The sequence below is a fragment of the Methanocaldococcus villosus KIN24-T80 genome (assembly GCF_000371805.1).
Taxonomy (GTDB): Archaea; AGJL01; Methanococci; order Methanococcales; family Methanocaldococcaceae; genus Methanocaldococcus; species Methanocaldococcus villosus.
This window is the reverse complement of sequence record NZ_AQUK01000001.1, coordinates 383,916-408,405: the sequence shown is the minus strand read 5'-3', so window position 1 is coordinate 408,405 and position 24,490 is coordinate 383,916. Positions and strand designations below refer to the sequence as shown.

The following is a 24,490-nucleotide window of genomic DNA, read 5'->3' as shown; positions in this document are numbered from 1 at the left end:
AATGGATATCCTAAACTTTTACATATATTCTTTTGTTTCTTTGTTTATAACTGTTGATCCTATAGGTTTAATACCAATAATACACTCCCTTATTTACCCTTATTCAACTTATAGAAAGAGAATAATAAAAAAAGCTATTTTAGCTTCAACTACTATTTTACTAATATTTGCCCTTTTTGGAAATTTTATTTTTAGCTATTTTGGAATTACAGTAGATGCATTTAGAGTAGCTGGAGGGATATTACTATTTAAAATTGCTTGGGATATGTTACATGCTGAAATTCCAAAAACTAAACATAAGCCTGAAGAAAAAATTGAACTTGAGGATATTGACAGCATTGTTTATGTACCTTTAGCTATCCCACTAATTTCAGGTCCTGGAGCAATTACAACAACAGTAATATTGATTAGTAAAGCACAGAGTTTAATTTATAAAATAATAGTTATTTCAGCTATATTAACTACAATGTTAGTTTCTGCAGTAATATTTTATCTTTCAGATTACATAATTAAAAAATTTAATATTTATGGAATTAATGCATTTGTAAGAATAATGGGGTTGTTGTTAGCTTCAATCTCTGTCCAAATTATATTCTTTGGTTTATATGGATTATATAAAACTATTTTATTAACATAACTAATCCTATAATAAATAAAATTGTAGATAATAAAATCTTTATCTTATTATTATCTAATTTGTGGAATAATTTATGCCCTAATTTAGAGGAGAAAGCTATTGGGAAGGCAATTATTATAGCTATAGGGATTGATACATAACCAATATTATATATATAATTATCAACATTTGCTGATAAATAACTTATTAATCCCCCAAAGGATATTATTGGAATAGCTGAAATTGATACAGTTACCAATTTCTTTGGATCATATTTGAACATGGATAGAATGGGAATTATTGCAATTCCTCCTCCTATTCCAAATAATCCAGCTAAAATTCCTGAGATTAGTCCACAAATTACCAAATGAGAAAACCTAACTTCTCTATCATCATAAAAGTCTTTTAGTAATAAATAATATCCTGAAATAATTATTAAGAATATCCCAAATATTTTTTTAACCACTGATGAAGGAATATATAATATAGATAACTTTCCAAAAATAAAAGCAATTAGTGATCCTAAAATCCCTATATATAATCCACATCTTATATTAACCCTATGTCTCAAAAGTGCAAAGATAGAATTAATAAAAACAACAAACAAAGAAGTCCCTACAGCAAATTTCATAGCTTCTGGGATAGAGAGAGATTCAAATATTAATGTTAATATAGGAGTTATTATGAAACCCCCACTAACCCCTAATAAGCTTCCCAATATCCCAACAAAGAAACCTAAAATTATAAGAGTAATAAAAAATAAAATATTCATAATAATAACCTACTTAAAACTGAAATTATGATAGAAGATTTTAACAAACTAATTAAAAAATGTTTTGGATTCACATTAAAGGAATATCAGAAGTATGTTATTAATAACATTATAAAAAATCTTGAGAGAAATAAATTTATAGCAGTATCTATGCCTACTGGTAGTGGAAAAACAATAATTGAAATGTTTTTAGCTTATTATTTTAAAGATAAAAGAATATTAGTTCTAGAGCCTACAAGATTTCTATGTGATCAAATGTTTAAACTTTGGAAAACTCTTTTTGATAATGTTGAAAAAGACTATGAAGGAAAGAAGTTTGACTATAATAAAAGAATAATAATTTCTACTCCTCAAACTGCTTTAAAATGGGCAAGAGACTTTGATGTTATAATTATTGATGAGATACATCATGCTTTTGGAAATAAGTATTATAAAACCTTACTATCAAAATTAAATCCACAATATATTTTTGGATTTACAGCACTTATTATAAAAGAAAAAAGAAAAGAGATTGGAAATGTATGTTTTTTGGACTATGATTTTAAGAAACTACATCAAATTGACAAAACCTTCTCTCACCCTAAGGCAATAATAGATATATTTGATGCTGAGCTAAATATTGATGAAGATAAGATTTATGAAAAACTCTTCTGCTGTAAGGTTATAGGGGATGTAAAAGCTATAAAATATTTAGAGAATGTTTTAATAAAGTATGGAAAAAGAGCATTTTGTGAGAGTTTAAGAAATTTATTAAGGAAAGGTAAAATAGAAGATAAAGAGTTGATAGATTTTTGTAAAAAAGGAGGTATTTCTCATAAAGCAAGAGCAGTTTTAAAGGTTTTAAAGGCTTATGAAGTATCTCAACTAAAACCTGTTTTAATATTTACATCAAGAAAAGCTACTGCAAAAGAGTTTATGGAAGTTATAAAAAATTTTAAAACCGAACTTTTAACAAGTGATCTTAGTAAAGATGAGAGATTAAAATTAATAAATAGAGCTAAGAATGGAGAAGTGGATATAATTATTTCAACATTAGTAGGGGAAGAAGGTATAGATATTCCAGAATCTGGACTTTTAATAATGACAGATATTCCAAAAAGCCCTTTAAGATTTTATCAAAGGTTGGGAAGGTTGATAAGACTATCAAGTAAAGATAAGATAAAATTTTTAGTATTTACATTAACTCCAAAGACTTTTGAGTATGATTATTTAGATGAGGCTATAAATAAGTTATATAATGAGGGTGTTGATGTCAGTTATATTCTCTCAGACATTGAGAAAACTCAAAAGGTTAAAGTTGTAGAAATAATAAAAAGATATGAAAGACCTATATCTTATACTAAATTAATTTTAAATGAAGACATAGATCCATTTGAATTTTATTTTAATAAGGTGAAAGAAAAATTGAAGGGTATTACAAGTATAGAAGATGAGAGTAAGTTAAAGAAGATATTTTTTATCTTGTTAACAAACCCATTATATAGAGGAGGATTATCAAAATTAATAAAAGATATTGATAATTATATAATCTCAAACAACTTTAGTAGAAGCCTTGATAGAGCTATTGAGAGAGGAGAGATTTATTATATATATAATGTAAATAAACTCTCTAAAATTATAAAATTTGAACTTTTAAGGCTGTATAATATATGTTTAAAAAGAGGAATAAAAAAGTATGAAAATAGCTTGTTTAAATTAGATAGAAAACCATTTTTAAGATTAATGTCAGATCTATTTTTGGAAGAGGATATTAGGAGAGTTAAATATTTATTAACTACAGAAGATAATATTGTGTCTGTAGGAAAGATTAAGTATAATAAGAGTAGTAAAAGCTTATATGCCAAACTAATAATTCCACTTTGTGTTAATAATATAGAAATATATTTAGAGGTAGGAATATCTTATTTTAATATAATAAAAGAAAATGAAAAATCTTATAAAAAATTTAGAGAATTAATTAAATTAAATCTTAAGAAAGCTGGAAGTTTAGCTATAGAAAAATTTTTAAAGGAGATTTAATGCAGGATAGCATAAAAAAAATATTTTTTGGTATATTATCCCTTCTATTGTTAATATTTATACAGACATTAGTTTATTCATCAATAGAGGGTTGGGATCTTTTCACATCTTTCTATGTGTCAGTTATAACAATATCTACTGTAGGTTATGGAGATTTTGTTCCAAAAACCTTTTTAGGAAGGGTAGTGACTATTATATATATATTTGTAGGTGTTGGGTTAGTAGCATATACTCTTAGTAATGTAGCAAGTTTCCTTATAGAAGGACATTTTAAAAAGATTTTTAAGATGAGAAAAATGATTGAAAAGATAAAAAAGCTTAAGGATCATTATATTGTTTGTGGTTACGGAAGGTTAGGAAGGGTAGTTGTGGATGAATTAAAAAAATCTAATATTCCATATGTTGTTATTGACATAAATGAGGATGTTTTAAAGGAAGCTGTTGAAATGGATAATGATCTTATATGTATTGTAGGGGATGCTACTTTAGAAGAAACCTTAGAAAAAGCTAATATAAGGAAAGCTAAAGGATTGATATCTGTTGTAGGTTCAGATGCTGAAAATGTGTTTATAACCTTGACAGCTAAGAGTTTAAACCCCAATATATTTGTTGTAGCAAAGGCTGATAAATCTTCTACATTGGATAAACTGATAAAGGCTGGAGCTGATAGAGCTATTTGTCCATATATTGTTGGAGGTATGGAGATAGCCAAAATAGCTATAAATCCAGAAATTCTAGAGTTTATACACTCTTTGGTAGCAAATGAAGAAGATATGGAAGTTAGAAGATTGACAATAAAAAATGAAGCATTGGATGGAAAAACTTTAAGAGAGTCAAAAATTAGAGAGAAGACTGGAGCTACTATTTTAGCAATAAAGAAAGGTAATAAAATGATAACTAGCCCTCCACCAGAGGTTAAGTTAAATGTTGGGGATGTTGTTTATGCATTTGGAAAAAGAGAACAGTTGGAGAAATTGAGTAAATACTTAGAAGGGTAAAATATAAAAATAAAGGAAAAATAAGTTATTAAAAAATATAATTTTAGATGGTGAAAGTAAATGTTTATATGCTTACATAACACATATAGCTCTAAACAGGTTGAAGAGTTTGGAAGGATAGCTTATGGTTTTGGTGCGAATGCTGTGATAATAACAAAGGCTACGGCATCTGCAGCTCAGAGTGGAATACCAATATTACATAAGATGGCATATAAATTAAATAAAAACATTCTTTGTTTTGAGGATATTGATGATGCTATTGAGTTGCTAAATCCAGAAAAAATATTCTTAATTGGACATAAAGGAATATGTGATGAAAAAATGAATTTTGAAGAAGTGGGAGAGAGAGATTTAATAATTTTCTGTGGGGCTTCAACAGGTTTTACAAAGTTGGAGTTAGAAAAAGGTTTGGGAAGGTATATTGTTGAGAATGATATAGGAGCTTTAGGAAATTTGGCTATATTCTTATATGAAATGAAAAAATTAAATAGAATATAAAACTAATAAATTTTTTATGGACATTGAAGAGTTTTATGATAATTGGAATCCTGAAGAATTTCCTGATTATATTAAAATATTAATGGAATTTGCTGATAGATTAATAAAAAATGAAATTAAAAAGTTATTGGTAGAAGAACCAAAATTTGTGTTGGATTGTGGATGTGGTTTTGGAGCTTTTTATGAATTAACAAAGGATCATAATACTCTATACTTAGATATCTCATTTTATCAGTTAAAGAAGTTTAAAATCAAAGAGAAGAAAATATGCTCCAACATGTTGTATTTACCATTTAAAAATGAAGTATTTGATTTAATTCTATGTATAAATGTTTTGGAACATGTAAATTATAAGAGGGCTTTAGAGGAGATGTTTAGGGTGTTAAAGAAGGGTGGAAGGATCATAGTAGTTGTTATAAATAAAAATAGATTAATTAATGAAGAGATTTTTACAGAATTTAAAATTTATCATCAGCCCTTATCTATAAAAGATTTTTATAATATAAATTTCTATACCTCAGTTTATTTTCTCCCATCATTTTTTAAAATTCTTCCAAGTAGAATATTAAAAGTATTTTTGAAATATTGGATTTTTGTTGATAGATTTCTATCAAAATTATTTAAAGATAAGGGGTTATTTTTAATTATTGAAATGGTGAAAAAATGATTTACACCTTACCAAAAGGCTCATATTCAGAAAAAGCTGCAAAAGAATTTTTAAAATTTTTAGATGGAGAATATGAGATAGGATATTGTAACAACATATATGAAATTTTTGAAAAAATTGATAGAAGTAGTCTTGGTGTTGTGCCTATAGAAAACTCTATAGAGGGTTCAGTATCTTTAACTTTAGATCTACTTTTAGAGTTTGATGTTAAAATATTAGCTGAAATATCATTGGATATACATCACTGTTTAATAGGTTATGATAAAGAGAAGATTAAAATCATATTATCTCACCCACAGGCTTTAGCTCAGTGTAGGAAATATATAAAAAAGCATGGTTGGGAAGTTAAAGCTGTTGAAAGTACAATAAAAGCTGTGGAGCTTATAGAAGATGAGAGATATGGAGCAATAGCAGATAGGGATGTGGTGAAGTATTATAAGCATTTAAAAATTTTAGATGAAAATATAGAAGATTATAAAAATAATAAAACAAGATTTATTTTAATAGGTTATAAGAAAGTTAAATTTAAAAAAGAGTTTAAGAAATATAAGACATCAATTATTTTTGAATTAAAAGAAGATAAACCTGGAGCACTTTATCATGTCTTAAAAGAGTTTGCTGAAAGAGGAATAAATTTAACAAGGATTGAATCACGACCTTCAAAAAGAAGGTTGGGGACATATATATTTTATATTGATTATGAAAATGGCTTAGAAGTTTTAAATAGTGTAAAAAAGCATACAACATTCATAAAAGTTCTTGGTAGGTATCCAGTATTGGTGGAATAATGTTAACACATGTTGATGATAAAGGAGTAAAAATGGTTGATATTTCTGAGAAGTCAGAGGTAATAAGAGTAGCTGAAGCTGAAGGATATATAAAATTAAAAAGAGAGACAATAGAATTAATAAAAGAAAATAAATTAGAAAAAGGTAATGTTTTAACAACTGCCCAAATAGCAGGAATTATGGCTGTAAAAAAAACACATGAATTAATCCCTCTCTGTCATCCTTTACCTATAACCTCTGTAAATATAGATTTTGAAGTTTTTGAAGATAAAATAAAATGTATATGTAAAGTTAAAGCAAAATATAAAACTGGTGTAGAAATGGAAGCACTTGCAGGGGTTTCAGTAGCTTTATTAACAATATGGGATATGGTAAAATCTGTTGAAAAAAAGGATGGATATAAAGAAACAGAAATTTATGGGATAAAAATAATTAAAAAGATAAAAATGTGATTTAAATGTTATTGGGTATTATTTATTTTTTCATAGGGCTAGTTTTACTATATTATGGTAGTGATTGGTTTGTTGTAGGTGGGGAGAAAACAGCTAAATTTTTTAATGTTTCAAATTTTGTTATTGGAGCTACTGTTATAGCCTTTGGAACATCTGTTCCTGAAATAGTTTCTTCTGTTTATGCTGCATTAACAAAATCATCTGGAATAGCTGTTGGAAATGCAATAGGTTCATGTGTGTGTAATATAGGGCTAATTTTAGCCATCTCATCTATAGTCTATCCAATAATTATTAAAAAAGATCAAATAAAAAATATATTGTTTCACTTATTTTTTGTAGCTCTTACTTTCATTCTTGGAGTTGATGGATACAATTGTGTAGATGGTGCTATACTATTTTTAACTTTTATTTTTTATATAATTTGGGTATTAAAAAATGATAAAATTGAAAAGAAAAAAGAAGAAGAGGAAATTAATATTGTTATTTCACTAATATTTTTGATTATAGGATTAATTTCAGTTTTAATAGGGGCTAAGTTATTTATTGATGGGGCTAAAATGATTGCTTTCTTATTACATATTCCTGATTATATTATTGGCTTTTCCTTAGTAGCCTTTGGAACATCTGTTCCTGAACTAATGGTTTCTATTGCTGCAGCTAAAAGAAGATTGGGAGGGATGATATTAGGAAATATTATTGGTAGTAATATAGCTGATATAGGTGGAGCATTAGCTATAAGTAGTTTTTTCTCTTATTTGCCAACAGCTAATATTCAAATGGTTATATTACTAATAATGAGTATTTTATTATACATATTTGCTAAAAAGAGTAAAATAACAAGATTTGATGGATTAATTTTATTAATTTTGTATATTTTTGCTATAAAATTTTTATTTTAAAAATGGTGCGGGGGACGGGATTTGAACCCGCGAACCCCTACGGGACCAGACCCTCAATCTGGCGCCTTTGGCCAGGCTTGGCGACCCCCGCACAGTATAGATAGTGTATTAAATAATTATTATATCTTTATATAAATTTTACGTCGAAAAGTTTATATATAACTTCTATATATGAATAAAATTACTGTGCCGAGGTGGCTTAGCTGGTTATAGCGCCCGGCTCATACGGATACCCCAGCTCTTTGGCTGGGGGCCTGGGAAACCGGGAGGTCGGGGGTTCGAATCCCCCCCTCGGCACCATTTTATATTTATTTTTGTTATTTATTTTTAAATGTTAAATTTATCAATTTAAATATAAAAATGGTGATATTTTGGAATTCACAAAAATGCAGGCTTTAGGAAATGATTATATAGTTATTGATGAGTTTAATGAGGAGAAAATTGAAGAAAGTAAGAAAAAAAATTTTGTAAAGAAAATATGCTTAAGAAAATTTTATGTTGGAGCTGATGGTGTAATTTTTATTCAAAAATCTGATAAATATGATGTTAAATTTAGAATATTTAATGCTGATGGATCAGAAGCTGAAATGTGTGGAAATGGAATAAGATGTTTTGCTAAATATGTTTATGAGAGGATTTTAAAGAAAAATCCTCTGTATGTTGAAACAAAGGCAGGATTAAGAATTTGTGAGATTTTTGGAGATAACAAAGCTGATAAAATTAAGGTTTACATGGGAAAACCTTCATTTAAGCCAGAAGATATTCCAATAAGCTACAATATGGAGTTTATAAATAAAACATTAAAATTAAAAAATCCTTATATAAAAGAAATTAAAGCTACTGCTATAAGTGTAGGCAATCCACATTTAATAGTATTTTTAGAAGATAATAATTTAGATGAAGAATTTATTAGAAAGCATTTAAATATTATTGGAGAAGAAATAGAACACCATAATCTTTTCCCTGAGAGAATAAATGTACATTTTGTTAAGACAATAAATAATAATGAGATTAAGATAATAACATGGGAAAGAGGTGTTGGCTATACAATGGCCTGTGGAACAGGAGCTACCGCTTCAGCTGTTGTAGCTAATAAATTAGGCAAAACAGGAAAGAAAGTTGTTGCTCATTTAGATGGAGGAAAATTAGAAATAGAGATAAAAGATGATGGAGTTTATATTATTGGAGATGCTGAAATGATTTTTGATGGAAAACTTCTGGTAGATATATAAATATTAAAACTTCATTTTCTTATATTTCTTTTTTTACTTCCATTAATATTTTTGGTATATCTGAAATATTATTAGCTATATAAGCTCCTACATTTTTCAAAGCTTTTATTTTGCTTTCAGCAGTTCCCTTTTCCCCTTCTATTATTGCCCCAGCATGTCCCATTCTTTTACCTTTAGGAGCTGATTTACCTGCTATATAGGCAATAACTGGCTTTTTCATCTTTTTAATATATTCAGCAGCTCTCTCTTCAGCAGACCCTCCAATTTCTCCTATCAAAACTACAACCTCTGTTTCACAATCATTTTCAAACATCTCTAAAATTTCTCTAAATCCTAATCCTACTATAGGATCTCCCCCTATACCTACACATGTTGATACTCCAAAACCACTGTTTTTTATTTGATTTGCTATCTCATATGTTAATGTTCCACTTCTTGAAACTATACCAATATCTCCTTCTTTTAAAACTTCCATAGGTATTATTCCTAATTTACCCACTCTAGGTGAAGCTATCCCTGGAGTGTTTGGTCCTATTATTTTTACTCCAAGCTCTTCAGCATAATTAACAAATTCCATTGTATCGTGTATTGGGATGTGTTCTGTTATAACTACTATTAATTCTATTCCCGCATCTATAGCCTCATAAACTGCATCTTTAGCATGTGGTGCAGGAACAAAAACTACTGAAGCATTAGCATCATGCTCTTCAACAGCTCTTTTTACAGTATCATAAACTTTTACCCCATGAACTTCTTTTCCTCCTTTTCCTGGAGTTACTCCTGCAACAATTTTTGTTCCAGCTTCTAACATTTTTTTAGTATGAAAGCTCCCCTGTCTTCCAGTGATCCCTTGAACTATAGCCCTAGTATTTTCATCTAACAAAATCATATTATACCCCCTATAAAATTAATATTAATTATTAATGTTAATTAATAAAAATTATCTGGAGGGATTTTTATGTTAGTAGTGATATATATAGCAATCCTTAGTTTTTTTATTATGCTTATTGGTAGTGTTTTAGCTTATTATTCTATATCCTTAAAATATAGAAAGGAAGTTGAAGCCATATCATTAGGATTCATATTTGGTGTAGCTACATTAATATTATTAGTTAAAGGGTATTATAAAACCTTCTTTCTTCCTTTATCTTTAGGAATATTAACAGTTTATATAATAGAAAAGTTTCTAGCCTACTGTCCTATGTCAAAAAATTACTGTGTAGAGTGTAAAAACTTAGAAATGTTTAAAGTAAAATACATTTATCCTATATCTTTCTTTATTCACACTTTTATAGATGGTTTAATATTAGCTATATCTTATTTAGGTAATATTGGATTACCTCTATATTTAGCTATAATAACCCACAAGATACCAGCAGGTTTTGTTTTGTTATCTCCATTGAAGTGGGTGTATAAACAACCACTATTAATTTGTTCAATAATATCTTTTGGTACAGTTTTAGGAACAATTTTGGGATTGATATTACTTAAAAATCTCCCTATAAAACCACTTCTATCTTATTCAGCAGGGATATTTTTGGGAACTTTTATAACATTATATCCACACATGTATCATCATAAGGAAGATGTTATATTATATATTATAATAGGATATATAATAGTTGGCTTAATAGGAATGGTGAGATAATGGGTATTAAAGGCTTATATCCTGATAAAAAAGGAAAATATGGAGAATATGGTGGAAAATATGTACCTGAAACACTTATGCCTGCTATAGAAGAGTTAGAAAATGCATTTAATAGATTTTGGTTTAAAAATGAAGGTAATTTTAAGGAGGAATATTATAGGCTGTTAAAAGAGTATGTTGGAAGGCCTACACCTCTATACTATGCTGAAAGATTAAGTGAATATTTAGGATGTAAAGTTTATTTAAAAAGGGAGGATCTTTGTCATTTAGGAGCTCATAAAATAAATAATGCAATAGGCCAAGCTTTATTAGCAAAAAAAATGGGTAAAAAAAGAGTTATAGCTGAGACTGGTGCAGGACAGCATGGAGTAGCTACAGCTGCAGCATGTGCTAAGCTCGGGCTTGAATGTAATATTTATATGGGAGCTAAGGATGTTGAAAGACAGAAGTTAAATGTCTTTAGAATGGAGTTGATGGGAGCTAAAGTTATTCCTGTATATGGTGGATCTCAAACATTGAAAGATGCTGTAAATGAAGCTTTAAGGGATTGGACAACAAATGTTAGAACTACTTATTATTTACTTGGATCAGCTTTGGGACCTCATCCATATCCTTTAATAGTTAGAGAATTTCAAAGAGTTATAGGAAAAGAAATAAAGGAACAAATATTAGAGAAAGAGCAAAGTCTTCCAACAGCTATTGTAGCATGTGTTGGAGGAGGTAGTAATGCTATAGGAGCTTTTTATGAGTTTTTAGATGATGATGTTGAACTTTATGCAGTAGAAGCTGGAGGAGATGGAAAAAGACATGGAGCTTCTTTATGTAAGGGGGATGTAGGAGTTTTACATGGAGCAAAAATATATGTTCTTGAAGATGAATATGGACAGATAGAAGAAAGCTATAGTATATCTGCTGGCCTTGATTATCCAGGAGTAGGTCCAGAATTAAGTTTTTTAAAAGATATAAAAAGAATAAAACCTGTATTTGTAACAGATTACGAAGCTTTGGAAGGTTTTAAACTACTTTGTAAATTAGAAGGAATATTGCCAGCTTTAGAAAGTTCCCATGCAGTAGCTTATGCTCTTAAATTAGCTGAAAATTTTGACAAAGATGATATTATTGTTATCAATCTTTCAGGAAGAGGAGATAAAGATGTGCAGACAGTAGCTAAGGCATTAGGTAGAAATTTATAGATTTATTTAACTTTATGATAATATTTTAAATCATTATCTCCATTTGGGAATTTTTCAGGATGCAACATTTTAGCAAAGTCTTCCATCATTCCTATTGGGTCTTTAGCTTCCCATATATAATAATCTGGTCTGGATATATAAAACCTACCATTTTTGTAAGCCTTCCACTCTTTTATATTTCCTAAAAATGGATAATAATTCATTATCTCATCAGCAGTAGTTATGTTCTTAAACTGTCTAAATATAACAACATCAGCATTTTTAGCTTTTTCTACAAACAATTCAGTATCTATTTTTTGACTTTTAGTTCCTGGGATATAGGAGAATATATAATTTCCTCTAAAATCATTTATCCATGAGGCGTAGTAATTTTGTCCTTGTGGAATATAGACTTTACCAGAAGTGAATGCTGAGAATGTCACTGCATTTATATAATTTGCTCCATAAGTTTTTCTTTTTAGATCCATATATTTTTTCCATGCATTTTGGAAATAATTATTGGCTTTTTCATATACATTATGTCCCCAAAAAGCTGCAGCAAATTTTGCCCATTCTATTCTACCTAAAAATGTAGGTTCAATATAGGTATAGAATCTAGACACAGTTAAATTTAATTCTTTCAATTTTTCTTCCATAGCATCATGTTGTGGCCAATCACCTAAAAACACAATATCAGGAGATATATTTAAAACTATATTATAATCAATACTTGTTGAGGAGCCTATATCATAGACTTTTCCTTCATTATACCTATTTTTTAGATCAGAGGAATATTTTAATATATACTTTGGCACCCCTTTTATTGTATCATATATCCAATTTTCTTTTAATATATCGGCTGTAGAAACAATTGGACAGTAAAAGATGGTAACTATTTTTTTAACCGGTATCTCTATTTTTATAGTTCCAGGAACTGATATATCTGATCTATTTGTTAACAAAAATTTATGACCTTTTGAATCAGTCACTATACAATAACCTTCATTCCAGTGTTGATCTATTTGGAAATACTTAGCAAAAACTACAGGCTCTCTAAACTTATCATAATTTCTAAATAGATAAACAACATCTGCGATATCTACAGAGTTATCACAGTTTAAATCTCCATCTGTTAATGGAACGTCTCTATGTTTAAATAGGTAAATGACATCTGATATATCAATATATCCATCTTTGTTAATATCTCCAACTTTACTTCCAAAAATTGCTGGTAAGCTTATTATTAGTATGATTAATAATAATATTTTCCTCATTATCCTCACCTTGTTAATATTATAGTAAAATAAATAAATACTCAATTAATAAAAAATGTTAAAAAATATATAAATCTTATTAATATTTATTTATTAGAATATACAAGAATAAATCCTAAAATAAAACTAAAAATAGTAGTGAATATATAAACAAACAAAGATTTTTTAGAGAAAGTTTTAACAGACTTTGTTATATTATAATTCTTAACTAAATAATTTTTATTAATTTTTATAATAATTTTTGATGAGTTTAAGTTTAATGTTTTATTTATATTGTAACTCAATATTTTTGTACTTTCTGATATATTAGATGTTAGTTTCCTTTCATAATTCCAAGTATAATATAAAATTTCAAATTTTTCATTTTTTTTGTTTTTTATTATTGGATAATAAATAATATTATATTTAATTACATCATCAGAAATATTGATTGGTATTGATAAATTTAAGGTTTCATTTGGTTTGAGATAAAAATTATAGTTTTTATTATAAACACTAATATATCCTAAAATTTTAGTTTTAAATGGATTTATTAAAGATATATTTAAATATATTGTGTTATTAGTTATATTAGATAAGCAATACTTCAATACTGGAGTATAGTTTTTGATTTCTAAAATACCTTCTACTTTTGCTGATGCATTTAAGCTATCTTTTACAATACATTTAACCAAATAATAAGAAAAATTTTTATAAACATGTATTGGGTCTTTAATTGTTGATGTGCTATTATCTCCAAAATCCCAGAAATATTTTAAACTATCATTATCTGAATCATAAGCTAAAGCTAAGAAATGAACTTCTTTGTTATTATAAATATAACATGCTATTTTTAACTTTGGTGGATGATTTAATTTTATAGGTCTTTCTATTATATTAATAGTTAAATTTTTATAAGGCAATATGACTGGTTTAGAAAAATTTTTATAGACTGAAAGATTTTTAATATAAATCAATGTTGATATATTTTTATTTATTTTTGGATATATATAAAATCTTAATATACCAAATGTACCATTTGTGCTATTAAAAGAAATATTAAAGTAGAGATAGTTATCAGTTAGGGAAATATTGTAATGTTTTAATTTATGTTTGTAGTATATTACTGATGATTCAGGGATTCCATAATTATAAACATTTAATATTGATCTGTTAATATATATATAGCCACTAATATTTGTAATATTTTCTTTAATATTATTGGCTAATAGCAAGATTTCTTTTTCATGACCATATGTTAAATTGATTTCATCAGCTAAATTGTCTGTATAAAAAGTTAAACCACTATAGTTTGTAACATTTATTTTGTTTATATTGTAGAATATTTTAGATAATGAAAGATTTCCATTTATATATATATACATAGTTATGTTTGGATTATTAGACAAATTTATAGGAATTTTCAATAAATCAAAACCAGATTTTTCTTCTTTTGGAATTATAAAAAATTTAATATATGAAGAGTTCCAATGGCAATTGAAGCTGTTATAGGGTATTATTGGTTCAGGGTTGTTTAGTATAGAAGCATTTTTAAATGTTATATTTCCAGAAACATTTTCTATTAAAGTATGGCTATATACACTTAGAATAGCTTCATTATCTTTTAACGTTAGAGTAGATATAGGTTTTTGATAGGAGGATATATTTATACTGCTTTCATATATTCTAGATGGGGTTAGTCTATAACCTTCAGGACTTGAGAATACAACGTTACTTAAATTAACTACATCGCTACCACTATTAACTGCTTTAAATGTTAATGTTGCCAATGTTAGATTTCCAGAAATATCCTTAGATAGCCAAACACTTACGAAACCATTTGAAATATTTATTTTTATTTTATTAGCATTTTCTAAAACTACCTTACTTAAGGTTATATTTTTTAATTCTAAGACGTTTTTATCGTATGTAACATAAAAATCAAAACCTTCACATAGAGGCAAGTTATTAACAGTTACATTTACGTCAAAATTATTTCCAATATATGTATTTACACTCTCAGGTAATAATTTTACTGTAAAACAGTGACAGACATTTAAAATTAATAATATAAAAAAAATCTTTCTCGGGCTCATATTCTCACTACATTTTTAATAATTATTCCAAAAACAACTCCTGATAAAATACTACCTAAAAAAACACAAAATAATAATTTAATATCTAAATTATCTTCCTCTTTTATGAAAATTGTTATGTTAGGTTTTGTTTCAGATATATTTATTTCTTTAATAATAATTTTTGGTGATTTCTGATTAGCAGTTATGTTTACATTTACATTAATAATATTTGAAGATGTTTGATAAATGTTTGTTATAGATTCATTTAGTTTTTTCTCTCCAGAATAATTAATAGATTTTTTAATAATTATCTCAGAGCCATAAAATAATGTTTTTGGATATTTAACTCCATTGTAATTATAACCATCATATTTTAAACCCTCTTTAGAGCTAACAACTCCTGAAATATTGATATATGTGATACCTACTTTTTTAGGAACAAAAGTTAAAGTCCCTAAAATAAAATCTTCATAGATAGGATTATCAAATAAAATAGATAAGTAAAAAGAACCATTATTGAATTTAAATTCTTTAATTTTTTGATTTTTACAAATATCACTCCAATTAAAGGTTACTGGATCTAAAAACTCAGGAGAATAGTTTATATATAAATCTACCCCTCCACATCCTCCATCACCATTAAGGCTATCTTTTCTGGGAATATTTTCTACAGATATGTTCAAATATAATAAACTTCCGTTATTTTCAACCTTTTCTGGAATTAGTTTAACTATAATATCATCAGCGTAGCAACAAGATAGAATTAATAGGATTAAAAAAATTAAATTCTTCATTTAATCACCAAATAATAATTTTATGAAATTTAAAATAGTCTTTAATAAGACATCAAAGAAATTTTCTTTTTCTGATTTATTACCTTCAGAATTACCTCCTATAATTTTAATTTCAATTTCCTTATTTTCCCTAAATATACAGTTTCCGTCATCATCAGAAGCTACTGCATTTATAATTATTTTAGCATCTCCTGACCTTATAGCTCTTAGTTTTAAATTTAAAAGCCTAAAATTACTATTAATTGGTTTATCAAATAATGCAAATTTTACAAAAGCTTTAGAATTAGAAAAATTTGAAAAATAAAAATTTCCAGCTTTATTTTTTATTGTTTTATTATCTTCAATGCTAATAATTTTTATTTTATCTTTAGGTATAGTTATAAAACATTCAAAACCAGATATTTTTTTATCATTAATAACATCAATGGTTAAATTGAATTCTTCACCAACTTTAACATTCTTAGGAGTGTCTATTTTCAGATTTACTGCATATAAATTTGTTAATAATAAGAATAACATAACAATAGCTATTTTTTTCATCTTCTCACCAAACATAAAATTTATATATTAATAAAGTTTTTTTTATAAAAATTAAGTAATCTTTAATTAATGTAATAAATATAAAATTATTGGTGGTGATATATTATGATAAATAATAAAAAGTTTTTGGTTTTATTAATAATAACTTCATTATTTATAATACCAATATTTGGAGAGAGTATAGATTATAAACATAGGTTAGGAGACATTAACAAAGATGGATATATTGATATATCAGATGTCATTTACCTATTTAAACATAGAGACGTTCCATTAACAGATGGAGATTTAAACTGTGATAACTCTGTAGATATCGCAGATGTTGTTTATCTATTTAGAAATTATGATAAGTTTAGAGAGCCTGTAAAATATGCTAAAAATATTAAAATTAAGTATTATGACCCATATGGACATGAAGTTAATCCTTATGAAGGAGATAAATATGCTTATAAAGTTTTAATTGATGCTAAAGATCAAAAATTTGTATTAATAAATAGATCAACCCCTCAAACTGAGGCTGAGAATTATATAAAATTAGCTAAGTCACAGTATGGAAATGATGTGAAAGTTCTTTATGTTCCCCTGAAAAGAGTAGTAATTATGAGTTCCACCCATATAGCATTAATGGAACCATTAAATAATGATGGTTCAGTTATTTCTTCAGTTAAAGGAATTATGTGGGGAGGAGGATATACATGGTATTTTAATGATATAAAGAAAGGTTTAGAGAATGGATCAATTATTGATGTTGGTTCTTCATGGAATCCAAATTGGGATAAAATTATTAATTTGACTCCAGAAGCTATTATAGTATATCCCGGATATTCTGGTGATGCTATAATTGAAAAATGTAAAGAGCTAAATTTAACTTATATAGCCGATTCAGAATATTTGGAAAATAGTTTTTTAGCAAGATTTGAATGGATAAAATTTTTTGCAGCTTTATACAATAAGGAAGATGTAGCTAAAGAATACTTTACTAAAGTAGAAAAAAATGCACTAAATGTTAGAAGAATCACAAGAAATGGAGATTATGTATTAGTAGCATGGGGTAAAAATTACCCATCATATGGAGGAACATATGTTCCAAAAGCGCAATCTTATGTAGCTAAGGGAATTATGGAAGATTGTCATGCAGATTATATATTTAAAGATATTCCAGGTACTGGATCAGCATGCATAAACTATGAGACATTTGCTGATAGAGCAAAGAATGCAGATATTTGGGTAATTCCTTCTAACACAAAATGGTTAACTACATTTAAAAATGACCATCCAGGATATAAAGATTTTAAAGCAGTTAAAAATGGTAGAGTTTTCTGCATTAGTGATGATTATTGGCAAATAGGTTTAATGAAAACTGATGAGCTATTATATGATTTAGCGACTATTATTCATCCAGAACTATTTAAAGGGAGAACTACTCACTTCTTTTTAAAATATAATCCAGAAGATAATACAGCTAAACCATATACAGCAAATTAGATATTTTTATTTTTTAATATTTAATTAATTTTTGATAATAAATTATAACAAAAATTTTATATTTGTGAGTAAAAATTATTAAGAATTGAATAATTATAGTGGTGAAAATATGAGGAGAGGAATATTGATATTAACATTATTATTAATGTCACTATTAACTGCAGGAGCTGCAACAGTTCAAATAGTACCTAAGTATAAAGAAGTTTATATTGGAAATAATTTTGACGTAAATGTAACTGTTAATAACTTGCCTCTATGTGAAGGTTTTGATTTTTATGTTACATACGATAAAAACGTCTTAGAATTAAAAAATATAACCTTAAGTAAGGTAGTTTTAGAAAATGCTAATAAAATAAAAATAAATATTTCAGATGGTTTCGTAAGTGTTTGGCTATCTAAGGATATTTCTGGAAATCTAACATTGGCAACATTAACATTTAAAGCAGTTAATAGTGGTAGCGATGTAGTTAATTTAAGTAACGTTGTATTCTCAAGTCCTGAAGGGCAACATATTGAAAATATTAGTGTAGAAGGTTGCTCAATTGTTATTAATTATAAACCTATAGCAGATATTATAGTTCCAGATAAAATTAATGGTGAATTATATAAAAACTTAGTATTCACCACTATTATAAAACCTAAAGAGAATATTACCATAAAAAGTTTTGAAGGTTATATTATATATGATAAAAAGATGTTAAAATTAACAAATATTACTTCAAATGTTTCAATAAAATATAATGACAGTAATGGAATGTTTATAGCAGATAATTTAAACTCTACAACTCCTGTAGAGATAAACTTTACATTTAATATAATAAATGTTGGAAATACTACAATAGAGTTAAAGAATGTTAAATTGGCTGATATTACAGGAGCTTATGAAATAAAAAACTCTAATGTAACAAAAGTTATAATTCCTGGACCAGATTTAGTTATAGAAAATATAACACTGAATCAACCTATAATCTGTTATCAAAATAATAGCATAAATGTAAAAATTAAAAATGTTGGTGAAAGAAATATAACTGATAATTTCACAGTATCTTTATGTGCGGATTCCCAAATTGTAGGGAAAAAGATTATTAATGGGCTAAATGTTGGAGAAAGTAAAAATATAACATTTGATTTTATGCCAATAGATATAAAGAATTATACAATAACAGCTATTGTAGATAGTGAGAATAAAGTTAAAGAAATAAATGAGAATAATAATTATTTAGTTTTAACTAACATCATAGCTACAGAAAATCCAATAGTAATTAAGATAAACCCATCTAAAAACTTAATTAAAACAGATCAAACATTTGTAGTAAATATTAGTTTAGAAAATATATCACCAAAAAGGCCAGTTAAAGCTATTGAAGGAAAAATCTTTTACAATAAAAATGTTTTAAAATGTGAAAACTTTAGTTTCTTAATAACTCCAATAAGTGAAAACTTAACTAATATTAGTATAAATGATGGTTATATATATTTCTCAATAGTTGATGGGAAAATAAATACTTCAAAACCAATAGCTCAAGCAATATTTAGAGCTGTAGATGTTGGATATTCTGAAATAAGTCTTGGAAATTTAGTAGTATCTGATGTTAATGGATATAAATTTAATAAAATTATAACTAATAATGCATCCATAGTCGTACAAGGACCAAATATTAAAATTGCTAGTGTCTCTTTGCCTAATAAAATTTATTATAGAATTCCTGCAGAAATAAACATTACTATTGTAAATGATGGACATCAAGACATTATTAATAAGTCATTTGACATTAACTTATATGCAGACAGTGAAACTATAGGATCAATTACAATTAATAACTTAAAAGTAGGTGAAAAGAAAACAATATCATTTGTTTGGAAGCCTAAAGAATTGAAAAATTATGTTTTGGTAGTTTTAGTAGATAAATATAATATAATTAAAGAAGAAAATGAAAGTGATAATAAATTAGTTAAAATAGTGAAAGTTAATGAAATACCAATATATGTAGATACAGTGAAGAATAATACTACTGTAAAAATATATGTTAGAGGAGTACCTATAGAAAGAAACTGTTCTGGTTATGATGTATATATTAAATTTGATAATGTGAATATATCTAACATAAGTGCTATAGGAGTCTATAACTACACAATAAAAAATAATATAATATTCCTAACTGGATATAATTTCACAAAACATGGTAATTTTGTTATAGCAAATATTTCAGTGATTAATATTTCTAATAAATCCTATATAGTAATAAAAAATATAAAATTGTCTGATGGTGATGGTTATCCATATAATTTAGTATTCGTTAATAATACATTACTTCCAGAAAAAATAAAAATAGCGTTAGAAGGAATTAATTTAGATAGTGAAGTATTAAATAATACTTATATAGATAAAGTAAAGATGGAAAAAATAAAAGATATAAACTTAACAATTATTCCTACAACCATTGATACATTAGTAATCCCTAAACTAGAAAACACATCTATAAACATTACTAAATACGTAATTAAAAAGATAAAAGATATAAAAGATATAAATAATGATTTAATGAATATTAAGATTTCCTCAGAAAAAGATATTGAAAAAATCATTAGTGAAATTAAAGTAGAATCAGTAATTTCTTTAGGATTTAATATAACAAATATAACAAAAAAAATATCCAAGAAGGTTAATAATAAAATTATTTCTGAAATTAAGTTTAATGTTAGTAATCTATCTAAAAAAGGATTTTCAATTATCTATATCCCAATAGGGCATTTAAAAGTCGAGACTATAAAAGTAGATAATAAAGAATTAAGGCCGTTAGGTGATCCTAATGTTAATGTATCATTAGGGTGGTTTAAAATAGATAATGGAATTTTAAAAATAACATTAGTTAAAGATCCAATTGTTAATGTTTTATTAGTTACTGAATTGCCTACAACTACAACTTACTACAGTAGTGGTGGGGGGCATCACAGGGCAATTGAGCAATACCCAGGAGTTGCTGAAGATATAAAATCAGAGAAGATAAAAGAGTTAGTATATAAATCTAAAGTTATAGTAGGTAATGATGTCGATTTAAACTTATCAGCTAAGTATTTAAAAGACGTTGTAGATATCATAAATAGATCATTAGAAATAAAAGAAGATTGTATATTAATCGGAGGTCCTATAGCAAATCCAGTAGTTAAGAAATGGCTATGGGCATTCCCAGTTAAAGTAACTAATGACTATCCAGGTAAGAATAGAGGGGTTATTGAGAAACAGATAATAAATGGCCATATAGTTATTTTATTAGCAGGTTCAGACAGATGGGGAACAAAAGCGGCTGTAGAGTACTTCAAGACATTAGATGATATCCCAGATGAGCCAATATTCGTAGAATGGAAAGATGGAAAGGCTGTTAAAATAGAGAAGCCTTAAATTTTATATATATTCTTTTTTTATTTTTATTATATAATTTAAAGATAACTAATAATCTATTTTGGAGGTTTTTATTTATGATATTAAAAAATGCTAAAATCATAAATGTTTATACAGGAGAAATTTTAGAAGGAAATGTATATTTTGATGAAAAAATAAAATTAATAGATTTTGATAATAATGAGATTAAGAAAGATGATAAAATTATTAACTTAAAGGGAAAATACCTCTCCCCAACTTTTATTGATGCTCATATTCATATAGAATCATCTCATCTCATTCCTTCAGAATTTGAAAAATTAGTTTTAAAGTCAGGAGTTTCTAAGGTTGTTATAGATCCTCATGAAATAGCTAATGTATGTGGTAAAGATGGAATTTTATTTATGTTAAATGATGCAAAATATTTGGATGTTTATGTTATGCTTCCTTCATGTGTCCCTGCTACAGAATTAGAAACTAATGGGGCTAAGATAACAGCTAAAGACATAGAAGAGTTAATAACATTAGATAGGGTTTTAGGTTTAGGGGAAGTTATGAATTATAAAGCTGTTATAAATAATGAAAAAAGTATTATAGAGAAAATAAACATAGCTAAAAAATATAAAAAACTAATTGATGGACATTGCCCAGGTTTAAGAGGTGAGGAGTTAAATAAATATATTGAAAAAGGAATCATGAGTGACCATGAAGCTTTTGAAATTGATGAAGCTTTAGAAAAGCTTAGATTGGGATTAAAATTAATGATTAGGGAAGGAACAGTGTCTAAAAATATTTATCTACTGGAAGTTGCTAAAAAAGTTAAAGATAAAAGAAATATTATATTAGTAAGTGATGATGTTTCAAAAGATCTTGATTGTTATATGGTAAAGATATTGAGAAAGGCTATAAAATATGTTTCTCCAATAGAAGCCATACAAATGGTAACTGCTAATCCTGCAAACTATTTGGGCATAGATATAGGAATAAAACCAGGAAATGAAGCTAGTTTTATAATTTTTGATGATATAGAGAAATTTAAAATAAATAATATTATAATTAAAGGGAAATTTTTGAATGATATTTTAAAGGACTTAAATAATAGTAAAAAAAGAATCCCAAAAACTTTATTAAAAACTGTTAATTGCAAAATTAAAAAGGAAGATTTTTTAATAGAAGGGATTGATTATAATAAAAAAGATGGTAAGGTAAGAGTAATAAAACCATTAAAAGACTGCCTAATAACAAAAGAAAAAATTTTAAATGTTAAAAAAGCTAAAGAACTTTTAGAAGCTAATAAACTTAATAAAATCTTTGTAATTGAGAGGCATAAAAATACTGGAAATGTTGGTAAGGGTTTGATAGAGTTTTTAAATAAAGGTACATTAGCATCAACATATGCTCATGATTCACATAATATTATAGCTATTGGAAATGATATAGATGATCTATATTTGGCTGTTAGTGTTTTAAAATCTATTGGAGGAGGGTTTGTAGCAGTGTTAAATGGCAAGGTATATAAAGTTCCATTAAGAGTTGCAGGCATTATGGGAGATAGTTTAAAAACTTTAGAAGAAATAGAAAAGCTGAATAAAATTATAGAAGGGTGGTGCAATTTTGAAGACCCTTTTTTATCTATGAGCTTCTTCTCCCTACCAGTAATCCCTGAGTTAAAAATAACTGATAAAGGATTAGTTAAGAACATGGAGCTTGTGGATCTATTTATTAACTCTTTTTAATACACTATTAACATAACTATTGATCTTTTTATCTATTTCTCCTTTTAAACCTTCTACTTTCTCTTTATTTTTTTCATTAATTTTTATATCTTCATCAATATAAGGAGTTTCTTTTAATTCTTTAGCTCCCATTAAAACCTCTAAATCTGTAAAAGTTCCCAAAAGTTTTGCAACTGTTTTTATCTCCTTTTCAACCCAATAAGCATACTTTGTTCCATATATTGAAAATACAGGAAATTTTGTTATTACATTTGATCCTGAACAAATTAGAGGGCTAATCATAGAAATCTTGTCTACCCAAACTCCAGTAGCTATTTTTATCTTTGGAAATGCCAATCTTACAGAGGATACCCAATTCATATATTCTAAAGTTGTTACAGTGGGTTTATTTTCATAAATAGTTCCTTTTTGTGGATTTAATGAGTAAAATATTACCTTATCTAAATCTAACTCTTCTATTAAATCCAATAATTTACTTATATCTTCTTCCTTTTCACCTAAACCTAATATTATAGTTATTCCTGTTTTTAAATCTCTTTCTTTAGCTTTTAATAAAAATTCTTTTATCCTCTCTAATGGCTTTCCAGGGCAAATCTCATCTCTATTTTTAACAACAGTTTCCACAGCCCCAGTAACTCCTTCAATGATATCTAAATTTATTTCATCTAAATTAATAACTCCTGTATTTAAAAACTGCTTACATTTTTGAACATAAGCCACCATTTCTGCTATGTTATTTATTTCTTTTTCAGAAAATCCATAACCTGAAGAGATAAATTCTAATTTCCAACCAATTCTTTTCATTAAAATAGCTTCAGCTAAAATAGAAGATAAACTTCTTTTAGCTTTTTCTGGATTTTTTATTTTATTTTTCTGTGTGCTCATATAACAAAACTTGCATGGATGTTTTAAATTACAATACCACCCTAAAAATAATGCTCTTTCAAAAGATACATAGTTAAAATGTCTTCTTGTAATTTTATAAGCTTTTCTAACATTTTCTAATATTTCATCAACAATCATATCTCTCCCAAGTTTTTCTTTTCTATATATTTTTCTATTAATTTAGCAGGAACTTTTGTTTCAATACCTAATCTTTTTAAAACTATATTGTTTAACATTATCTTTAATATTTCCTTTCCTTCTTTTGAAGCATCAATTTCATTTAATTTCTTTGTTGTTGCAGGAGACTTTAATTTTTTTAAAGCATTTATTATATCCTCTTCCTTTATTTTACCTTTCTTTTTTTGATATATAGAATCTGCTATCTCATAAAGCTTATTTACATCAAAAGGTAAATATTCTATAAACTTATTATCTACTGTTTCACCAATTGAGGCTAGTAATCTTGCAATTTCAATATCTTCAGTATGCTCATCTATCTTTAATTTTTTTACAACAAACCAATTTTTATGCTTAGCTAAGAATTCAATTTTTTCTTCCAATTTATCACCTTATTTAAAT

General features: G+C 26.7%; 22 protein-coding genes and 2 tRNA genes. 15 read left to right on the top strand and 9 right to left on the bottom strand.

Annotation, left to right across the window (positions count from 1 at the left end):
- Position 1: 1 nt before the first annotated feature.
- The gene (locus METVI_RS0102375) at positions 2-637 is read left to right on the top strand and encodes an NAAT family transporter (RefSeq protein ID WP_004592150.1); all 636 of its coding nucleotides are present in this window, start codon (positions 2-4) and stop codon (positions 635-637) included.
- Here the strand turns inward: METVI_RS0102375 and METVI_RS0102370 are convergent.
- Positions 621-1,388 carry a sulfite exporter TauE/SafE family protein gene (locus tag METVI_RS0102370; protein WP_004592152.1) on the bottom strand — a complete coding sequence of 256 codons (768 nt, stop codon included), beginning with the start codon at positions 1,386-1,388 and terminating at the stop codon, positions 621-623. The genes METVI_RS0102375 and METVI_RS0102370 overlap by 17 nt on opposite strands.
- Before the next feature lie 27 nt (positions 1,389-1,415).
- Between METVI_RS0102370 and METVI_RS0102365 the strand changes: the two genes are divergently transcribed.
- Genes METVI_RS0102365 through METVI_RS0102335 form a run of 7 tightly spaced genes read left to right on the top strand, consistent with a single transcriptional unit; the run spans position 1,416 to position 7,709 of the window.
- Entirely contained in the window at positions 1,416-3,407 is a 1,992-nt protein-coding gene (locus METVI_RS0102365; protein WP_004592153.1) for a DEAD/DEAH box helicase, read from the top strand.
- Positions 3,407-4,405 carry a potassium channel family protein gene (locus METVI_RS0102360; protein WP_004592154.1) on the top strand — a complete coding sequence of 333 codons (999 nt, stop codon included), beginning with the start codon at positions 3,407-3,409 and terminating at the stop codon, positions 4,403-4,405. The genes METVI_RS0102365 and METVI_RS0102360 overlap by 1 nt, the downstream gene beginning before the upstream one ends.
- Before the next feature lie 60 nt (positions 4,406-4,465).
- Complete coding sequence (locus METVI_RS0102355; protein WP_004592155.1) at positions 4,466-4,903, top strand: RecB-family nuclease; 438 nt, start codon at positions 4,466-4,468, stop codon at positions 4,901-4,903.
- Positions 4,904-4,919: 16 nt separating this feature from the next.
- A complete protein-coding gene (locus METVI_RS0102350) occupies positions 4,920-5,570 on the top strand; it encodes a class I SAM-dependent methyltransferase (RefSeq protein WP_004592156.1) in 651 nt (216 codons plus the stop codon).
- A complete protein-coding gene (pheA, locus tag METVI_RS0102345) occupies positions 5,567-6,358 on the top strand; it encodes a prephenate dehydratase (protein WP_004592157.1) in 792 nt (263 codons plus the stop codon). The genes METVI_RS0102350 and pheA overlap by 4 nt, the downstream gene beginning before the upstream one ends.
- Positions 6,358-6,810 carry a cyclic pyranopterin monophosphate synthase MoaC gene (moaC, locus tag METVI_RS0102340; RefSeq protein ID WP_004592158.1) on the top strand — a complete coding sequence of 151 codons (453 nt, stop codon included), beginning with the start codon at positions 6,358-6,360 and terminating at the stop codon, positions 6,808-6,810. The genes pheA and moaC overlap by 1 nt, the downstream gene beginning before the upstream one ends.
- Positions 6,811-6,815: 5 nt before the next feature.
- On the top strand, positions 6,816-7,709 hold the full coding sequence (locus METVI_RS0102335) for a calcium/sodium antiporter (RefSeq protein WP_004592159.1): 894 nt from the start codon (positions 6,816-6,818) through the stop codon (positions 7,707-7,709).
- A 3-nt stretch (positions 7,710-7,712) separates the two neighbouring features.
- Here the strand turns inward: METVI_RS0102335 and METVI_RS0102330 are convergent.
- A tRNA-Leu gene (locus METVI_RS0102330) sits at positions 7,713-7,800 on the bottom strand.
- Between the two features lie 97 nt (positions 7,801-7,897).
- Between METVI_RS0102330 and METVI_RS0102325 the strand changes: the two genes are divergently transcribed.
- Positions 7,898-8,009 (top strand) — tRNA-Met (locus tag METVI_RS0102325).
- 71 nt (positions 8,010-8,080) lie between these two features.
- Complete coding sequence (dapF, locus tag METVI_RS0102320) at positions 8,081-8,941, top strand: diaminopimelate epimerase (RefSeq protein ID WP_004592442.1); 861 nt, start codon at positions 8,081-8,083, stop codon at positions 8,939-8,941.
- A 19-nt stretch (positions 8,942-8,960) separates the two neighbouring features.
- Here the strand turns inward: dapF and sucD are convergent, their stop codons facing one another.
- Positions 8,961-9,830 (bottom strand): succinate--CoA ligase subunit alpha, encoded by an 870-nt coding sequence (gene sucD / locus METVI_RS0102315; RefSeq protein WP_004592443.1) that lies wholly within the window; start codon positions 9,828-9,830, stop codon positions 8,961-8,963.
- Between the two features lie 69 nt (positions 9,831-9,899).
- Here sucD and METVI_RS0102310 point away from each other — a divergent pair, with 69 nt between their 5' ends.
- Positions 9,900-10,589, top strand: a complete 690-nt coding sequence (locus METVI_RS0102310) for a ZIP family metal transporter (protein ID WP_004592444.1) — start codon at positions 9,900-9,902, stop codon at positions 10,587-10,589.
- Entirely contained in the window at positions 10,589-11,782 is a 1,194-nt protein-coding gene (gene trpB, locus METVI_RS0102305; RefSeq protein ID WP_004592445.1) for a tryptophan synthase subunit beta, read from the top strand. Before METVI_RS0102310 ends, trpB begins: the two co-directional genes overlap by 1 nt.
- A 2-nt stretch (positions 11,783-11,784) precedes the next feature.
- Here trpB and METVI_RS0102300 read toward each other — a convergent pair whose 3' ends face one another.
- The 4 genes from METVI_RS0102300 to METVI_RS0102285 all read right to left on the bottom strand — a co-directional run bounded on the left by METVI_RS0102300 (position 11,785) and on the right by METVI_RS0102285 (position 16,426).
- Positions 11,785-13,035 (bottom strand): ABC transporter substrate-binding protein, encoded by a 1,251-nt coding sequence (locus tag METVI_RS0102300; protein WP_017981000.1) that lies wholly within the window; start codon positions 13,033-13,035, stop codon positions 11,785-11,787.
- 86 nt (positions 13,036-13,121) lie between these two features.
- Positions 13,122-15,110, bottom strand: a complete 1,989-nt coding sequence (locus METVI_RS07135) for a cohesin domain-containing protein (protein ID WP_017980999.1) — start codon at positions 15,108-15,110, stop codon at positions 13,122-13,124.
- Positions 15,107-15,886: a hypothetical protein gene (locus METVI_RS0102290; RefSeq protein WP_017980998.1), complete on the bottom strand. Its 780-nt coding sequence runs from the start codon at positions 15,884-15,886 to the stop codon at positions 15,107-15,109. Before METVI_RS0102290 ends, METVI_RS07135 begins: the two co-directional genes overlap by 4 nt.
- Positions 15,887-16,426 carry a cohesin domain-containing protein gene (locus METVI_RS0102285; protein ID WP_004594878.1) on the bottom strand — a complete coding sequence of 180 codons (540 nt, stop codon included), beginning with the start codon at positions 16,424-16,426 and terminating at the stop codon, positions 15,887-15,889.
- A gap of 105 nt (positions 16,427-16,531) precedes the next feature.
- On the opposite strand from METVI_RS0102285, the gene METVI_RS0102280 reads away from it, so the two are divergent.
- The 3 genes from METVI_RS0102280 to ade all read left to right on the top strand — a co-directional run bounded on the left by METVI_RS0102280 (position 16,532) and on the right by ade (position 23,026).
- A complete protein-coding gene (locus METVI_RS0102280; protein WP_017980997.1) occupies positions 16,532-17,911 on the top strand; it encodes an ABC transporter substrate-binding protein in 1,380 nt (459 codons plus the stop codon).
- Positions 17,912-18,020: 109 nt separating this feature from the next.
- On the top strand, positions 18,021-21,311 hold the full coding sequence (locus tag METVI_RS0102275; RefSeq protein ID WP_017980996.1) for a CARDB domain-containing protein: 3,291 nt from the start codon (positions 18,021-18,023) through the stop codon (positions 21,309-21,311).
- Between the two features lie 77 nt (positions 21,312-21,388).
- A complete protein-coding gene (gene ade / locus METVI_RS0102270) occupies positions 21,389-23,026 on the top strand; it encodes an adenine deaminase (RefSeq protein ID WP_004589984.1) in 1,638 nt (545 codons plus the stop codon).
- Here the strand turns inward: ade and METVI_RS0102265 are convergent.
- A complete protein-coding gene (locus METVI_RS0102265) occupies positions 23,006-24,049 on the bottom strand; it encodes a radical SAM protein (RefSeq protein WP_004589983.1) in 1,044 nt (347 codons plus the stop codon). The genes ade and METVI_RS0102265 overlap by 21 nt on opposite strands.
- Positions 24,046-24,471, bottom strand: a complete 426-nt coding sequence (locus tag METVI_RS0102260) for a DUF2666 domain-containing protein (RefSeq protein ID WP_004589982.1) — start codon at positions 24,469-24,471, stop codon at positions 24,046-24,048. The genes METVI_RS0102265 and METVI_RS0102260 overlap by 4 nt, the downstream gene beginning before the upstream one ends.
- Positions 24,472-24,490 lie beyond the last annotated feature (19 nt).

Excerpts from the sequence above, each read along its gene's own strand:
- METVI_RS0102375 (WP_004592150.1), top strand. The coding sequence starts at position 2 with ATGGATATCCTAAACTTTTACATATATTCTTTTGTTTCTTTGTTTATA.
- METVI_RS0102370 (WP_004592152.1), bottom strand. The coding sequence starts at position 1,388 with ATGAATATTTTATTTTTTATTACTCTTATAATTTTAGGTTTCTTTGTT.
- METVI_RS0102365 (WP_004592153.1), top strand. The coding sequence starts at position 1,416 with ATGATAGAAGATTTTAACAAACTAATTAAAAAATGTTTTGGATTCACA.
- METVI_RS0102360 (WP_004592154.1), top strand. The coding sequence starts at position 3,407 with ATGCAGGATAGCATAAAAAAAATATTTTTTGGTATATTATCCCTTCTA.
- METVI_RS0102355 (WP_004592155.1), top strand. The coding sequence starts at position 4,466 with ATGTTTATATGCTTACATAACACATATAGCTCTAAACAGGTTGAAGAG.
- METVI_RS0102350 (WP_004592156.1), top strand. The coding sequence starts at position 4,920 with ATGGACATTGAAGAGTTTTATGATAATTGGAATCCTGAAGAATTTCCT.
- pheA (WP_004592157.1), top strand. The coding sequence starts at position 5,567 with ATGATTTACACCTTACCAAAAGGCTCATATTCAGAAAAAGCTGCAAAA.
- moaC (WP_004592158.1), top strand. The coding sequence starts at position 6,358 with ATGTTAACACATGTTGATGATAAAGGAGTAAAAATGGTTGATATTTCT.
- METVI_RS0102335 (WP_004592159.1), top strand. The coding sequence starts at position 6,816 with ATGTTATTGGGTATTATTTATTTTTTCATAGGGCTAGTTTTACTATAT.
- sucD (WP_004592443.1), bottom strand. The coding sequence starts at position 9,830 with ATGATTTTGTTAGATGAAAATACTAGGGCTATAGTTCAAGGGATCACT.
- METVI_RS0102310 (WP_004592444.1), top strand. The coding sequence starts at position 9,900 with ATGTTAGTAGTGATATATATAGCAATCCTTAGTTTTTTTATTATGCTT.
- trpB (WP_004592445.1), top strand. The coding sequence starts at position 10,589 with ATGGGTATTAAAGGCTTATATCCTGATAAAAAAGGAAAATATGGAGAA.
- METVI_RS0102300 (WP_017981000.1), bottom strand. The coding sequence starts at position 13,035 with ATGAGGAAAATATTATTATTAATCATACTAATAATAAGCTTACCAGCA.
- METVI_RS07135 (WP_017980999.1), bottom strand. The coding sequence starts at position 15,110 with ATGAGCCCGAGAAAGATTTTTTTTATATTATTAATTTTAAATGTCTGT.
- METVI_RS0102290 (WP_017980998.1), bottom strand. The coding sequence starts at position 15,886 with ATGAAGAATTTAATTTTTTTAATCCTATTAATTCTATCTTGTTGCTAC.
- METVI_RS0102285 (WP_004594878.1), bottom strand. The coding sequence starts at position 16,426 with ATGAAAAAAATAGCTATTGTTATGTTATTCTTATTATTAACAAATTTA.
- METVI_RS0102280 (WP_017980997.1), top strand. The coding sequence starts at position 16,532 with ATGATAAATAATAAAAAGTTTTTGGTTTTATTAATAATAACTTCATTA.
- METVI_RS0102275 (WP_017980996.1), top strand. The coding sequence starts at position 18,021 with ATGAGGAGAGGAATATTGATATTAACATTATTATTAATGTCACTATTA.
- ade (WP_004589984.1), top strand. The coding sequence starts at position 21,389 with ATGATATTAAAAAATGCTAAAATCATAAATGTTTATACAGGAGAAATT.
- METVI_RS0102265 (WP_004589983.1), bottom strand. The coding sequence starts at position 24,049 with ATGATTGTTGATGAAATATTAGAAAATGTTAGAAAAGCTTATAAAATT.